This window comes from Kordia sp. (assembly GCF_050633145.1).
Lineage (GTDB): Bacteria > Bacteroidota > Bacteroidia > Flavobacteriales > Flavobacteriaceae > Kordia.
The window spans coordinates 1-16,174 of sequence record NZ_JBOEFY010000056.1 but is presented as its reverse complement, the minus strand read 5'-3'; the positions used below and the strand labels follow the sequence as shown (position 1 = coordinate 16,174).

General features: G+C 34.0%; 12 protein-coding genes. 2 read left to right on the top strand and 10 right to left on the bottom strand.

All coding sequences use genetic code 11. The annotated features are described in order from the left end of the window. Positions 1–605 precede the first annotated feature (605 nt). The 10 genes from bshA to ACRBBL_RS22145 all read right to left on the bottom strand — a co-directional run bounded on the left by bshA (position 606) and on the right by ACRBBL_RS22145 (position 12,730). A complete protein-coding gene (bshA, locus tag ACRBBL_RS22190; RefSeq protein WP_431371287.1) occupies positions 606–1,733 on the bottom strand; it encodes an N-acetyl-alpha-D-glucosaminyl L-malate synthase BshA in 1,128 nt (375 codons plus the stop codon). A 12-nt stretch (positions 1,734–1,745) separates the two neighbouring features. Next, a complete protein-coding gene (locus ACRBBL_RS22185; protein WP_431371286.1) occupies positions 1,746–4,661 on the bottom strand; it encodes a glycoside hydrolase family 3 N-terminal domain-containing protein in 2,916 nt (971 codons plus the stop codon). Positions 4,662–4,912: 251 nt separating this feature from the next. Then, positions 4,913–6,514, bottom strand: coding sequence for a sensor histidine kinase (locus ACRBBL_RS22180; protein WP_431371285.1), 1,602 nt, complete (start codon positions 6,512–6,514; stop codon positions 4,913–4,915). A 292-nt stretch (positions 6,515–6,806) separates the two neighbouring features. After that, positions 6,807–6,977, bottom strand: coding sequence for a hypothetical protein (locus ACRBBL_RS22175; protein ID WP_431371284.1), 171 nt, complete (start codon positions 6,975–6,977; stop codon positions 6,807–6,809). A 521-nt stretch (positions 6,978–7,498) separates the two neighbouring features. After that, positions 7,499–7,705 carry a hypothetical protein gene (locus ACRBBL_RS22170; protein WP_431371283.1) on the bottom strand — a complete coding sequence of 69 codons (207 nt, stop codon included), beginning with the start codon at positions 7,703–7,705 and terminating at the stop codon, positions 7,499–7,501. Between the two features lie 209 nt (positions 7,706–7,914). Next, entirely contained in the window at positions 7,915–8,400 is a 486-nt protein-coding gene (locus ACRBBL_RS22165; protein WP_431371282.1) for an ABC transporter ATPase, read from the bottom strand. Between the two features lie 25 nt (positions 8,401–8,425). Beyond that, positions 8,426–9,205, bottom strand: coding sequence for a (Fe-S)-binding protein (locus ACRBBL_RS22160; RefSeq protein ID WP_431371305.1), 780 nt, complete (start codon positions 9,203–9,205; stop codon positions 8,426–8,428). 25 nt (positions 9,206–9,230) lie between these two features. Beyond that, positions 9,231–10,541, bottom strand: a complete 1,311-nt coding sequence (locus tag ACRBBL_RS22155; RefSeq protein ID WP_431371281.1) for a 4Fe-4S dicluster domain-containing protein — start codon at positions 10,539–10,541, stop codon at positions 9,231–9,233. Between the two features lie 26 nt (positions 10,542–10,567). Beyond that, positions 10,568–11,524: an MlaD family protein gene (locus tag ACRBBL_RS22150; RefSeq protein ID WP_431371280.1), complete on the bottom strand. Its 957-nt coding sequence runs from the start codon at positions 11,522–11,524 to the stop codon at positions 10,568–10,570. 63 nt (positions 11,525–11,587) lie between these two features. Next, on the bottom strand, positions 11,588–12,730 hold the full coding sequence (locus tag ACRBBL_RS22145; protein ID WP_431371279.1) for an N-acetylmuramoyl-L-alanine amidase family protein: 1,143 nt from the start codon (positions 12,728–12,730) through the stop codon (positions 11,588–11,590). A 285-nt stretch (positions 12,731–13,015) separates the two neighbouring features. Between ACRBBL_RS22145 and ACRBBL_RS22140 the strand changes: the two genes are divergently transcribed. Both ACRBBL_RS22140 and ACRBBL_RS22135 read left to right on the top strand, forming a co-directional pair. Then, complete coding sequence (locus tag ACRBBL_RS22140; RefSeq protein WP_431371304.1) at positions 13,016–15,697, top strand: putative LPS assembly protein LptD; 2,682 nt, start codon at positions 13,016–13,018, stop codon at positions 15,695–15,697. Positions 15,698–15,797: 100 nt separating this feature from the next. Next, positions 15,798–16,174, top strand: a 377-nt coding sequence (locus ACRBBL_RS22135) for a Rid family detoxifying hydrolase (RefSeq protein WP_431371278.1), incomplete at its 3' end; no start/stop codon positions are given.

The following is a 16,174-nucleotide window of genomic DNA, read 5'->3' as shown; positions in this document are numbered from 1 at the left end:
ACTTCAAAGAACAAATTTGCAGTACAATAAACAGACTGCCACGTCGCAAACTCCTCGCAGTGACGTTTATTAGTTTATGATTCGATAATGAAGTAATTTCAAAATAATATATGATACGTCTTTGCGAGGCAGAGCCGTGGCAATCTGCTACTTCAAAGAACAAATTTGCAATACAATAAACAGACTGCCACGTTGTAAACTCCTCGCAGTGACGTTTATTAGTTTATGATTTGATAATGTAGTAATTTGAAAATAATATATGATACGTCTTTGCGAGGCAGAGCCGTGGCAATCTGCTACTTCAAAGGACAAAAGTATTTTTCTTAGAGAAAGATTGCCACAAGTTTTTCCAAAACTTTCGCAAAGACGTTTCTGAGAAATTCAAAAAAGCGCTCGCACTGAGCCTGTCGAAGTGAAGCGAGTCCAACATACTAAAAGGCAAAGCCGAATCTAAAAGCGAAGCAATCAAAGAGATTCCCGCCTACGCAGGAATAAGTCCAAAAGCGACAGCGTGTCTAACAATCTAAGAGCAAAGCGATCTAAAAGGCAAAGCCGAGTCTAAAAGCGAAGCGGTCCTAATTAGCGCTGACTGAGCGCAGTCGAAGTCACGCCATTTCAAACGCCTTTTGATAGATAAACTCATACACAGGTACAATTTTATTGATATCAAATGCCAAGGCTTGCTTTTTGGCTGCAGCTTTGAATTTTTCGAGTTCGGTATCGTCTTTTAAGATTTTTAAAGCATTGTTTGACATGTCTTTGATGTCTCCTACATTGCTTAAATATCCTGAAACACCATGCACATTTACTTCTGGAATTCCTCCTGTATTACTTGATATGACAGGAACTGACGAAATCATTGCTTCTAAGGCAGCTAATCCAAAGCTTTCTGTTTCTGATGGTAATAAGAACAAGTCTGAGAAACATAAAATTTTATCAATCTCGTTGCTGTTTCCTAAGAAGATTACTCTGTTTGAGATTCCCAATTCTTCACATAATTGCTCTGCTGGTTCCTTTTCAGGACCTTCACCAACCATCATCAATTTGGCAGGAATTTCTTTTTGAATTTCGTAGAATATTTTGATTACATCATCAATACGCTTTACTTTTCTAAAGTTACTGATGTGTGTAATGATTTTTTCATCTTCAGTTGCCATCATACTTCGTTGACAATCTGTAAAACCATGATCGTACTTACTAACATCGATAAAGTTTGGCACCACATCAATTTCTCCTTTGATATCGAATAAACGTAAGGTATCTTGCTTTAAACTTTCTGATACCGACGTTACTACATCCGATTTGTTGATGCTAAATGTTACTGCCGATTTGTAAAACGGATGACTTCCCACCAAAGTGATATCTGTTCCGTGTAAAGTTGTCACCATAGGAATGGTAATTCCTTCTTCTGCCAACATTTTTTTTGCCATATATCCTGCATATGCATGCGGAATGGCATAATGTACATGCAACAATTCTATACCATATAGTTTTACCATATCGACCAATTTACTCGATAAGGCTAACTCATACGGCTGGTAATGAAATAAAGGGTATTCTGGTACATTTACTTCGTGAAAGTGAATATTTTCGCCTAATAAAGCCAAACGAACAGGCTGTTTGTAGGTAATAAAATGTATTTCGTGTCCTCTATTGGCTAGGGCAATTCCTAGTTCGGTAGCGACTACGCCACTTCCTCCAAATGTTGGATAACATACGATTGCTATTTTCAATTTTAGTTAAGTTTATTCTTCAATTGCTTCGTAAATGAGCTTTTGAATTTTGGTTCGTATATCAGTTTTTATCAATTTTCTGTTTGTCATTGTCGGATACGTTCTGTTAGACAGGAATACGTATACTATTTCTTCATCCGGATCTGCCCATGTGTAGGTTCCTGTAAATCCTGAGTGTCCAAAACTTTTCATGGAAACACAGCCACAGGTTGGACCAACATCGCCTAATTGCGGTTTGTCAAATCCTACGCCACGTCGGTTGTCTTTGTGACAATAGTAACAGTTGTTGAATTTTGCAATGGTAGCTTCATCCAAATATTGAACATTGCCATAGATTCCGCCATCCATATACATTTGCATTATTTTTGCCACATCATTTGCCGTACTAAACAATCCTGCGTGTCCTCCTATTCCACCTTGCATTGCTGCGCCCATGTCATGAACATATCCTTGCAACACTTGATTTCGGTAATAGTCGTCTTTTTCCGAAGGAACTATCATATTTTTTGAAAATTTTTCCAACGGATTGTAGGTTGTTCTGTGCGCACCTAAAGATTTGTAAAAGTACTTTTGTGTCAATGCATTTAAGTTTGATTTGTATGTCGCTTCTACATAGTCTTTTAAGATGTAAAATGGCAAATCGCTATACTTATAACGCTTTCTTTTTAATAAGTCGCTGTCAATAATACGCTGCATGATGGAATCTTTGTATTCAGCATTCATGTATAAATTATCCGCAACTTTGACATTGTATTCTTTTGATTTTTTACTGCTGTACCATTTTTTATCTGGCTTTTTTGTCAGCGTATCTAAAGTGTTTACATAGAAAGGAATCCATGGTTTTAAGCGTGCATAATGAGAAAGTATTTCTATGATTTTGAGCTTACTTTTGTTTGTTCCTTTATATTGTGATGATAAATCTCCTAGTTTAGAATTTAAAGAAAGCTTCTTGTTTTCTTCCAATTGCATGACTAATGGCAAGGTTGCTAAGATTTTCGTCATAGAAGCCACATCATACATATCATGATCGGTTACTTTTTTCTTTTTCTTGTAGGTATGATACCCGAAGTTTTTATTGTAAATCACTTTTCCCTTTCGGGCGATTAATAATTGCACACCTGGCGCCATTTTTTCAGAAATCACCAATTCTGCAAGTGAATCTATTCGCTGTAGTTTTGCTGAACTAACTCCAACCGTTTCTGGCAGATCGTACGCTAAGCGCGACAATGTTTTTGTTTGTAATCCTGTGCCTATTGGGAATTCTTCTCCTATAGCAACTGGCAATTTTCCTTGCGCTTTGATAGCTCCAAAGATGATTTGTGCCGACATTTCTTGTGAAACTTCACTGTTTTGATAGGAAACAATGATGTTTTCAATATTGGTAAAGCTTTTTATTTTTGATAAACTGTGCGGACTCGCAAATACATTGAGAATTATTTTATTGGTACGTGCCAATTGTTGTAACCATACTATTTCTTTGTCTGTAAAGTTATAATCTGAAATAGGACTTTCGTCAGCTGTATGCAATCCGACAATTACGGTTGAGTATCCTAATAGTTTTTCAATCAGACTGGCTAAGTTTTCTTCTTTTACAACATCAACTGCGGCATATTTACGTAAAGTATTGACAAATACACTTTCGTCTGCATCGCCCATTTTTATGTAGGCAATTTTTTGTTCTGCTAAGTCTTTTATGGGTAAAACGCTATTGTCTATTTTAACCGCGGTAATGGCATGCTGAACTGCTTTGTGATACAAAAGATCGTCTTTGATATTGTGTACTACATCAACCACGGCCATTTCCTGTAGCGGTTCAAAGGTTACCAACCCTAACTTGTATTTGGTGCGCAATATATTTTTTACTGCACGAGAAACACGCGCTTCTTTGATAATGCCAAGTTGCATGGCTTCTTCAAATTTTGCTATGACAGCAGGTACATCTTCTGGCAACAGTAATAGATCATTTCCTGCTACAAAAGCAGCCAATTCTACTTCGCCAAGTTCTTTGCCTTTTCGTAAGAGCTTATCATTTAATGGTCCCGAAATGGTTAAGCCTTTAAAACCAAGTTCATTTTTTAGCTTTTTTGTCACTACATTGTGCGACAAGGAAGCCGACAAGTCCGTTACAGAAGTCACATCTGGCACACGTACATGACCAGTTTGAATTGCGCCAATTTTGTTTTTGATGAGTGCTTTGTACGAAACAAGTTGAATACTGTCTAATTGTGAAGCCGAAAGTGTGATTTCGGGTAATTCATCTGCCGAAGTTTCTAAGGTATTTCCAAAACTAGGAAAGTATTTTGCAGAGGCTATTGTTCCTGTGCTTTGTATTCCTTTGGTAAATGCTGCTACTTTTTTTGTGACTTGATTGATGTCTTCTCCATACGAACGATTTCCTACTAAAGCACGATTGTCTTGCGTTTGTACCGTTGCAACAGGCGCAAAAGTTATGTTGACACCTAAACGCTTGCTATGTTCGCCAATACGTTTCCCTATTTGCTGAATGATTTTATCATCTTGCACAGCGCCTAACATTAAATTGTATGGATTTGTATGTGCGGAATCGAGTTTTTTACCAAAATCCAATTCGCCATCCATGGCAATTAGTAATGGAACTTTGGAGAGTTTTTGAAACTGATTGGTCAATTCGACTTGATGTGTTGGATTTCCGCCCATGAATAGAATGCCACCAACTTTGTGTTTCATGATTTGTTGTTTCAATCTATTATCGTCCGCCAATCCTTTGTTGGAATAGGCAGCAATGGTAAATAATTGACCAAAACGTTCTTTTTGGGTCATATTTGTGTAAACACTGTCTACCCATTTTTCTTGGGCTTCAAATTCTTTGCTATTGAAAAAGCGCGGTTGTTGTGCGCTAGTTATAAGGAGGAATACTATTATAAGGAGTATTGAGCTGTATTTATTCATAGGGTACATTCACTAACATTGACAGTACTGAGTATGACAAAAAAGATGCCATTTGTACTTCTTTCACATAATAGATTAAATGTACAGACTTTCTCGCACACAAAAAAGTACTATTTGATTTTAACAATACTTTCACAAATTATAAAATATGCAAATTCAGTTATTAAAAAGTAAATGGTTCTTTTTTAGGCTAATTTTTGTTTTGAAACTACTTAAATGAGTTGAAATAAAGGATTTTTGCTATAGCAGTTTTACACCGAAAAACTAGATACAATAGGTGTAAAATGAATTTCGAACGCATTTTTTGGAGCTTTTGTATAGGTTAACGTACCGTTTAGTTGATCGGTAAGTACTTGTATTAATTGCATTCCTAAAGAAGAAGTTGTGTTAAAATCAAAATCATCTGGCAAACCTTTTCCACTGTCGCTATATAGTAACTTATAGCAATCATTTTGTTTGGCAATTGTTAGTGAAAAACTATTTTTTTGATCTTTTTTAAAGGCATGTTTAAAAGAATTTGTCACTAATTCGTTGACAATCAAACCTACACTAGCAGTTGTGTCTCCATCAAAAGTTAATGCATCATCAATTTCAATTTTTGTGTTTAAATCTAATATTGTATGACTTACGGTACTTTCAATAAAATCAATTAGTTGTGTCACATATTCTTTGGTAGGAACATCTTTTAGTGTATGCGCTCCATATAGTTTTTGATGCACTAAGGACATCGATTTGATTCTGTTTTGACTATCGCGAAGTGCTTTTATAATGTTTTCATCTTCATATTCGTCTTCTTGCAGTGTAAGAATACCAGAAATCATTTGCATATTGTTCTTAACTCTGTGATGTATTTCCTTTATTAAGGTCTGAATGTTGGAAAGATTGTTTTCTAATTCTTTATTTTTAGAAACAACAACAGCATTGGCACCTTGAAGGTTTTTGTTCAGTGATTTATTTTTTAAAAATTGATTTAGTATCACAAATATTAAAAAGACCATTACTGCATAGCAGGAATAAGCAATTATAAATATACTTTTATCAATTGTGTGAGGTTTTTTGAACGCGCTTCCAACTTTTAGTTTTAATCCAAATAGTTGAATGGTCGTATAAATGAAAGTTTCTTCTTTTACATTGAATTTTTTATAATATTCAGCATCACGATTGGTATTAAAAATCTCTGATCCGTTGTAAAAGGCTTCACGAGTCAGGTCTAAGGAATCATTGATTAGAAATTTATGTACATACCTATCATTATCATTTCCTTCATAAAAATACGCTAATAAGTATTTTACATCAAGTATAGGTGTTACATAGCCAATTATCTCGTTATTGCTGGTTTTTGCAGAAAAGTTAAACGGAAAACCTGTCCAGCCTTCTCTTAAATTTATAGGTGTAAATAAATGAATTGTATTGCTTTTCATGAGTGCGTTTAATTCATCTATTCTGTCTTTAGATTTGATAGATTTTACAGAACGTCCTTTTAAATTGTTTGGATCAATTTTTTTGGGAGTTACTACATATTTGAATACATGATTTGTATCAATAAAGTTGATTAATATTGAATCTTTAAATTTTGTTTCCTTTAAAAAATCATTCAAATAGCTTTGCAATTCTGTTTCAGAAGGAAATTCTTTGCTGTTTTTAGTGTAGCTCTTTAAACCAGAAACTAACGAAGCATAGACTTCAATCCCTGCTTTTGCTTTTATAATAGCATCGGTATGTGCTTTATTTAGTTGTGCATCTATTTTTTGTTGTTCAAAAGCTTTATAATTATGCAGTAAACCATATAACAAAATTCCACAAATAGCAGAAATTAGAAATATTCCTATATAGTATTTTAGATTTTTAGACACTTAAAACAATAATTTAGGGAGAATAAATGCAATTTAAACAAATATAAGCCTTTCATAGAAAGTCATGTATTTTATACACTTTTAAATTAACTACAAAGAAGTATGCAATAATATCCATCATCATTTTCTAAACTAGAATAGGGATTTTGGGATGCTTACTATATTTGACCGCACAAAAAAAGCCTTGTTCTTGGAGAACAAGGCTTTCAACTTTTATCCTACTAATGAATAAAACATTTTTTTTAAATGTTTCCTTATAAACATATTGAAGTAAAATAAAAAGTTTATGTTTTTAGTTTTGTGGACAAGGCCATTCTCTTGTTGGTCCTTGACAGTTAGCACAAGTATTTTGTGTACCTGAACATATATCAGTTTTACGTCCACCTCTTACATTTTCTATTTTAAAGTTAGAAATTGCATTTTTCCCTAAAGTTAACTTTTTGTTTAAATTTCTTTTTTTCATAATTATTAATTTAAAGTTAAGTCTAAATATAAACTATATAGTAATCAGTGCTTTACGGTTTTACCATAGTTTAAATTATGACAAATCTTGATGGTTTTATTTAATCCATATTCAACATAAATTCTTAAATACTTGATTTTTAGAAACCGCAACAGCATCCTTGAAGGTTTTTGTTGAGTGATTTATTTTTTAGAAACTGATTTAGTATTATAAATATTAAAAAGACCAATACAGTAAACATAAGAGTTTCATAAACAGTTTTGTCAGCTTTTTAAGCATTTAAAAATCAAATGGTATGAATCATTCTTGAATACATTTCATTATTTTTTATTTACTTGAACTTTAAAACTATGATGCTTCTATAGTGTGCTAACTTTGGAATATTTATTATCTGAATAACATAAAAAAAGCCTTGTTCTTCACAGAACAAGGCTTTCAGCTTTTATCAAACTAATGAATAACATTTTCGGAAAAATGTTTCCTTATAAACATATTGAAGTGAGATAAAAAGTTAGTGTGTTTTATTGATTTGGACATCCGCAAGTCCAGTCACCTCTTGTTGGTGTTGGACATGGCCATTGTTTTGTAGGACCAGAACAACCTCCGCAAGTTTCTTGTAAGCCAGTACAAATGTCTGTTCGTAATCCTCCTTTTACTTCCTCTACTTGTAAATTAGATACTAAGTTTTTCTTTAAAGTCAACTTTGCATTTAAATTCCTTTTTTTCATAATTATTAATTTAAAGTTAAGTCTAAATATAAATCATATAGTAATCAATGCTTTACGGTTTTACCATAGTAAGGTTATGATAAATATTGATGATTTAATTTAAAGGTACACAATCAACTAAAATTCTTAAACACTTGACTCTTTTTTATTACAAATAAAAAAAGGCACGCTATGAGCGCACCTTATGATTCTATTTTTATGTTTCTTTTTTAGCTTAAGAAACGTCCATGCCAGCTTTCGCGTGCAGGAACTTCCCAATTTTCTAAAAACTCTGCTTTGGTAGCTACTAAGTTGTTAAAAACAATGGTGTTTCCTGTAACGGCTTTGTCTTTTGCCATTTTTCGAAACGCTTTTAAGTCTTTGTATGCAACATATTGTCCTTGTTTGTAAGACACGTTCATTTTGTCCATTAAATCAACATTGTATTCTTTTTCTAATTGCTGAATAAAATGTACTGACGAATCAATAGAACAACCTGTTGCCATTTGTTTTCCTTGATCGACAGCAAGAATTATGAAACGTTTGTATTTTATTTCGAAAGAAGCTTCTAAATCGCTTCCGTGCGCTGTCCATTGTGTGATAAAGTTTGAAAGCTTGGCTTTGATTTCCTCCAACTCTACTTCACTGAATGACCGATTGGCTTGGTATATCCAAACTCTGGCTTCATCTGATATGTTATCAAATTCTACAAGCATGTTTTCTCTTTAGTTTTTGATTGTTTTATAAGTTTTGTGCATTGGCAATTAACTCAGCTATATCTTGCACTATAACACTATCCTCTTTTTCTTTACTTTTTATTCCGTCTGTCATCATCGTATTGCAATATGGACAACCTGTAGCAATAATTTCTGGATTTGTTTTTAAAGCATCTTCCGTACGTAGCACATTGATGTCTTTATCTCCTTTTTCAGGTTCTTTGAACATTTGTGCGCCTCCCGCTCCACAACAAAGTGCTGTTGCTTTGTGACGCTTCATTTCTGTTAAGTTCGCATTTAAAACACTTAATACATCACGAGGTGCATCGTATTCTTTATTTGCTCTTCCTAAGTAACATGGATCATGAAATGTAATACGTTTTCCTTTATAGGTGTCTCCTACTTTTTCTAAACGTCCATTATCAATTAGTTCTTTTATAAATTGTGTATGGTGTACTACATCATAATTTCCTCCTAGAGAAGGATATTCATTTTTTATACAGTTAAAAGAATGCGGATCACAGGTTACAATTCGTTTTATTTCATATCCATTGAGTACTTCAATATTCATTACTGCTTGCATCTGAAATAAGAATTCATTTCCAGCGCGCTTTGCAACATCTCCAGTACAACTTTCTTCCGATCCTAAAACAGCAAAGTCTACATTTGCTTTGTTTAAAATCTTTACAAAAGCTTTGGTTATTTTTTTTGCTCTATCATCGTAACTTCCAGCAGATCCAACCCAAAATAATATTTCTGGTTGTTTACCTTCTGCCATGTATTCTGCCATTGTAGGTACTTTCATCATCGTATTTTTTTAAGTTGTCTTTTTAGTTTTCGTCTTTCCAGTTTAGTCTGTCCATTTGATTGTATGGCCAAGGTGCTCCATTGTTTTCAATGTTCCCCATCATTACGTTTAATTCAGTTGGTGCAGCAGATTGCTCCATCACTAAGTATTTACGCATTTCTATGATGATTGATAACGGATCAATGTTTACAGGACAAGCTTCCACACAAGCATTACAAGAGGTACATGCCCACAATTCTTCCGTAGAGATATAATCGTTTAGTAAAGATTTTCCATCGTCTACAAAGGTTCCGTTGTTGGCATCAATGTTTTTTCCAACTTCTTCCAGACGATCTCTGGTGTCCATCATTATTTTACGAGGCGATAGTTTTTTTCCAGTCAGGTTTGCAGGACATTCGCTTGTACAACGTCCGCATTCTGTACAGGTATACGAGTTCATCAGTTGAACCCAGTTTAGGTCTTGCACATCAGAAGCTCCAAATTTTTCAGGTTCGCCTTCGTCTTCCCCTTCCGCAGGAGCGGCAAAAGGATCTGCATTCGGATCCATCATTAACATTACTTCTTTTGTAACATTGGCATCATTTACAAACTGACCTTTTGGCTTTAGGTTTGCGTACCATGTATTTGGAAATGCTAATAGTATGTGTAAGTGTTTTGAGTAGTATAGATAGTTTAAGAAGGCTAAAATTCCTGCAATATGAATCCACCAAGCAGTTCTTTCTATGATATGTAAATGATCTCCAGTTCCAAACCAACCAGCAATATGCTTGCTTATAATGTTTCCAGATTCCATTGCCTGAAAGTCAACATCAGTAGCATTCATCACTAAGAATAAAGTCATTAAAACCATTTCAAAGTATAAAATAATGTTTCCATCACTTTTTGGCCAACCTTTCATTTCGGCACTTAAAAAACGTTTTAATTTGATTGCATTTCTACGAATCCAGAAGATTATTACTGCTAGTAAAACGCCAACGGCTAGTATTTCAAAACTTCCAATAAGGAAACCGTAGATACTATCGGGTAAAACTTTTGTGAATACTCTGTGTGTTCCAAAGAGTCCGTCAATAATAATTTCTAAAACTTCTATGTTGATAATTACAAATCCGACATATACTATAATGTGTAAAATACCAGCAATAGGTCTACGCACCATTTTGGATTGCCCTAAAGCAATCATTGCCATATTTTTCCAACGCTCGGATTTATTGTCGGTTCGATCAATATCTTTTCCGAGTTTGATGTTTCTGATAAGTTTTTTAACATTTCTTGCAAAGTAACCTATACCTACAATCAAAAGTATGGCAAATAGGATTTTAGGAATGAACTCCATAAGTAGTTATCGTTTGATGGTTATGCTTAGTTTTTCTTGTCTTCTTCTTTCTCTTCTTTTTTGTATTGTTTGGCTTTTTTACCAAATAATGAGAAATGTACGTATCGTTTCGGATTCAATTTCATGTCTTCAAGCAATTGTTCCATTTGTAAAGATGCGCCTGTAAGGTTGTCGTACAGTTCTTCATCTTTTAATAGTTTTCCAACCGAACCTTCTCCGTTTTCAATACCCGCAATTATCTTGTCAAATCCTTTGATGGTTGATTGTAGTTGTTTGACAGTTTTGTTAAGCTCTAAATTTGCTAAAGAATCGGATACTTTAGAGAAGTTTGCAGTGATATTATCTACATTGGTTAATGCACTGTCTAGTTTATTCTTGTTGTTATCAAGTATCGTATTTAGTGTTCCTGAAGCTTTTTTGAAGTTAGCCACAGTAGCATTTAACTCTTTGATACTGTTTTTTATGTTTTTTCTCGATTCAACATCTAAAATTGCATTTACAGACGTTAATAAAGAATCGGCACTCACCATCATGCTTTCTACTTTTGCTTGTAATGGTGTGAGTTGGTTTTTAAAAGAATCAACCATACTCAATCTCACTTCAGTTTTTAGTGTATCACCCGAAACTGCTATAGGCGAACCGTCTTGTTTTAGCATGATTGCTAACGATTTTCCTCCAATAAAACCATTTTCTTGTAGTTGTACAGTACTGTTTTTTGAAAACTGGAAGTCGTTGTCTAGTGCTAAGGTCACTAACGATTTTCCTGATGGTTGTAACTCAATGTCTTGTACTTTACCGACTTGATATCCATTAATCATTACTTTGGTTGCTGGAACCAAACCGCCAACATCATTGTATTCTGCATAAAACATTCTGTCGCCAGAAAACACAGATCTTGACATTAAGTAACTAATTCCGAAGTATAATAGTACTAGCGCGGTAATTGCTAGTAGTGCTGTTTTAATTTCTCTAGATATTTTCAATTTTTGGGAATTTGTGAACTTCACAAAATTAGCTATTTTTTTGCTAAGAATACATTTAATTTATCATTGATTCAATACTTCTGCCAAAGGCACCTTTTTTCCTTTTTTGAAAGCTACGATATAACAATCGGTATATCCTTTTCTTTTTGCAGTTGCTTTCATTCGCTTTACTTCCTCATAATCAGAAGTTTTACCGTAAAAATAGCGAAATATTTTTCCTGATTTTTCTCTAGATATTTGATCTAATCCTTTAAAGTTATATGCTTTTGTAGCTATTTTTTTTGAACTTGCCGATAGTTGTACTTTAAAAGTTACACCTTTTATCACTCTTGATGCAGGCAATTCTTCTGTTACATCTGGTTCCGAATCGTCAATAATAACTTCATCATCATTGCTAAATCGTTTTTCAGAATGTAGCTCTATATATTTTTTGACAGCATTGTATAAGGATTTTGTCATGATTTTTTTTCCCTTTTTAGAGTTTAAAAAATCTTCTTCCTTTTTGTGAGTTAAGAAACCTAGCTCTACCAAAACACTTGGCATATACGTTTTTGAGAGTACCCAAAACCCTGCTTGCTTTACGCCTCTGTCTTTACGTTTGGCTGTAACTTTAAATTCTTTTTGAATGTATGAAGCTATTTCAATGCTTTGATCTAAGTATTCTTCTTGTAAAATAATTAGACTAATTAAAGATTCTGGTGAGTTCGGATTGAACCCTTCATATACTTCTTCATGGTTCTCTTCTAAAAATATTACCGAGTTCTCACGTTTGGCTACTTCTAAGTTTGCTTTGTTTTTACTTAAACCCAATACAAAAGTTTCTGAACCATACGCTGTGCCTTTTCTGCCAGGTTGCGCATTGCAGTGAATAGAAATAAACAAATCTGCTTTTTTCTTATTTGTCATTACCGCACGTTGATTTAATGTAGGGTACGTATCTTTTTTACGTGTGTATATGACTTTTACGTTTGGAAGTTTGTCTAACATTTTTCCTAATGCTAATGAAACATCTAATGCAATGTCCTTTTCTGTAGTTTTATACCGTTTGGTTCCTGGTGTTCCAGTATCTCGTCCACCGTGTCCAGCATCAATCATGACTACAAACTCTTTTCTTTTCTTCGTCGGTTCCTTTTCTGTCATTTCATTTGCTCCAACGATACATGTTGATGCAAAAAAGAGAATTATTATTGAAAAATATCTATACATAAATTTGATTTCTATTCGTTCTATTAGATAATAATGCGTTTTGTGCTTTCCTTATTGTGTTAATTATAATTAAAATATCATAAATGTATGATAAAAATACACCACTAGGTTTGGCACTTCAAATATTGAGCCATACTTTTACGGCTTTCGTATGATAAACGAAAATATAAAAGTTAGTTGATTATTCATAAAAGAAATCTTTCTTTTGTGTATTATAAAGAATATTGGAATAGACCATTGCAGACAAAGAGATTTTATATAGGTATACAACTCATATTATTATTGATGAGTTTCTTTGCTTTTTCACAAGAACTTCCTACAAGGAAGAAACTTCCTTTTGAGCCTGAAAAAGAAAAGGAACAGAAAAGCGATACCGTAAAAGTAAATGTGAATGACGCGCTTAAAATAGGAACGCGTAAGGTGAGAGATTCTGTAAAGAATGACTCTATTAAAACAGATTCAGTTCCTAAAAAACAACCCGTTTTACTAGATCAAATTAAGTACAAGTCAAAAGATTATGTAAAGATAAGTCAGCGCAAGAAGCAAATCTTATTATATAATGAAGCCGAATTGTATTATCAAGATACAGAGTTGAAGTCTGGAATTATCATTTTAGATTATGAAAAAAATGAAGTGTATGCAGGTCGCTTAAAAGATACGGCAGGTGTATATTCGCAAGCTCCTTATTTTAAACAGGCAGATAATATTGTAGAACCCGATTCTATTCGATTTAATTTTGATACCGAGAAAGCACTTATTTGGAATTCTCGTACAGAACAAAATGGAACTAAGATTTACGGAGAACTGACTAAAAAGGAAAATGACTCTGTAATTTTTATTCGAAATGCCAAGTTTACGACTTCTAAAGATGTTGAAAATCCAGAGTATTATTTCTTAGCACGAAAAATTAAACTTGTTCCTAATAAGAAAATCGTTTCTGGAGTAACAAATATGTATATCGCAGACGTGCCAACACCAATTGGATTTCCGTTTGCATATTTTCCATTAACAGACGATAGAGCTTCTGGATTTATTTTTCCAACATTTGGAGAAAATAGTAGTCGAGGATATTTCTTCCAAAACGGTGGTTATTATTTTGCCGTTAGTGATTATTTTGATCTGGCGCTTTTGGGTGATTATTATACAAATGGTAGTTACGCCTTTCGAGTCGAATCAAATTATGCCTTGCGTTATCGCTTCCGCGGAAATTTAAGCATGCGATTTGAAGCTGTTATTAACAGTCAACGTGGTTTTCCAGACTATAGTAAATCGAATATTTATAACATTCGTTGGTCGCACAATCAAGATCCAAAAGCAAACCCGAATTCGCGATTTTCTGCTTCGGTAAACTTAGGTAGTAGTAGTTTCTATCAGCAATCTGTGAATCAATTAAACACGCCAAACTTTTTAAATAACACATTAAATTCGTCTGTTTCGTATTCTAAGACATTTCCATCATATCCGTCGGTAAATGTTTCTTTAACAGCTACGCATTCGCAAAATACCAATACAGAAAGTATCAATCTTACACTTCCTACTTTACAAGCGAGTGTAGAACGTATTTATCCTTTTGCACCTAAAGATGGAGTTAAAAAAGGAATCATCAAGAATATTAACTTTCAATATAGTTTACGTGGAGAAAATAGAATTCTTACCACAGATGAGGATTTCTTTACGAAAGAGATGTTTGACGACGCCAAAGTTGGTGTTAGACACAATATTCCTTTAAATACAAACTTTAAAGTATTTAAGTATATTAGTGTGAGCTTGGGAGGAAATTATGACGAAGTTTGGGCTTTGCAAACCTCAAGACGTTCGGATGCAGTTGTTGATCCGACTGATCCTTCTTTACAAATTGATTCTGTAAAAGACACCATTAGCGGATTTGATGCATTTAGAACTTATAACTTTAGTGCCAGCGTCGGAACTACATTATACGGTACTTTTGAACGCGGAAAAGACCGAAAGATTCAAGCAATACGACATACATTACGTCCTTCTATTAGTTATAGTTACAATCCTGCATTCAATCAATATTACGATGAATATATTATTGATGCAGACTTACAAACAAAACAAGAGTATACACGTTTTGAAGATGGGCTTTTTGGCGTACCAGGTAGAAATTTTGCAAGTTCTATAGGACTTAATGTTGCAAATACGGTTGAAGCCAAAATTAAATCAAAAGATTCTACGCAAACAGAACCTAAAAAGGTGATGTTACTAAATAGTTTAAACTTCTCTACAAATTATAATATTGCAGCCGATTCTTTAGCTTGGTCACCAGTTCGAGTTTCTGGTAGTACACAGTTATTTAACAACAAGCTGAATGTAAACTTTGGTGCAAATTTAGATCCGTATGCAATTGATAATCAAGGTGTACGAATTGATAAGTTTAATATTAATAATGGCGGAAGTTTATTCCGATTAACAAGCGCCAATTTGAACTTTAATTATTCTTTTTCTAGTAAAAGTTTGGAAGGAAAAGATGATGATAGGACAGATAATACACGAAGTGGTGGACGCGATGACGACTTGTTTGGACGTGCACAAGATTTTAGTGATCGACAGAGTTTTGGAGACGACGACGATGATGATGACGAAGAGAAAGAAGATGTTGAAGCGTATCGAGCCAAAATTCCGTGGGATTTACGACTCGCCTATACGGTGACGTATTTGAATAGCAATAGACAAGACGAGATTTCGAACAATTCATTGATGTTTTCTGGAAATGTTGAATTGACACCACAATGGAAAGTCGGAGTTTCTTCAGGGTACGATTTTAAAAACAAAGGATTTACTTTTACGCAAATGCGTTTTGAACGTGACTTAAAGAGTTGGCGAATTAACTTTAACTGGGTTCCGTTTAGTTCACGAGCTTCTTGGTATTTCTTTATTGGAATTAAAGCATCTATACTGAAAGATGTGAAGTGGGAACAACGAAGTGAACCGGATAGAAGATTGTAATAATATGGGTTTTGGGTGTTAGGTGTTAGAAATTCCATTTTTAATTGCATCCAAAACCAAAGATCAAAGACCAAAGACCTAATAACAAAATAACCAAACCATGGCAAAACAAATCATTACTACACCAAATGCACCTGCTCCTATTGGACCATATAACCAAGCAGTATTAATTAACGGAACGTTGTATACTTCTGGTCAAGTTGCGATTGATCCAAAAACGGGAGAACTTGTTATGGATTCTATTGAAGTAGAAACCAAGCAAGTTATGGAAAACATGAAAGCAGTGTTGGCTGCCGCTAATATGACTTTTGACAATGTAGTGAAAACGTCTATTTTCATTAAGAATATGAACGACTTTAAGAAGATTAATCCTGTATACGGTCAGTATTTTGATGAAGCAACTGCACCAGCTCGTGAAACTGTTGAAGTTGGAAACTTACCATTGTATGTCAATGTAGAGATTTCTATGATTGCTGT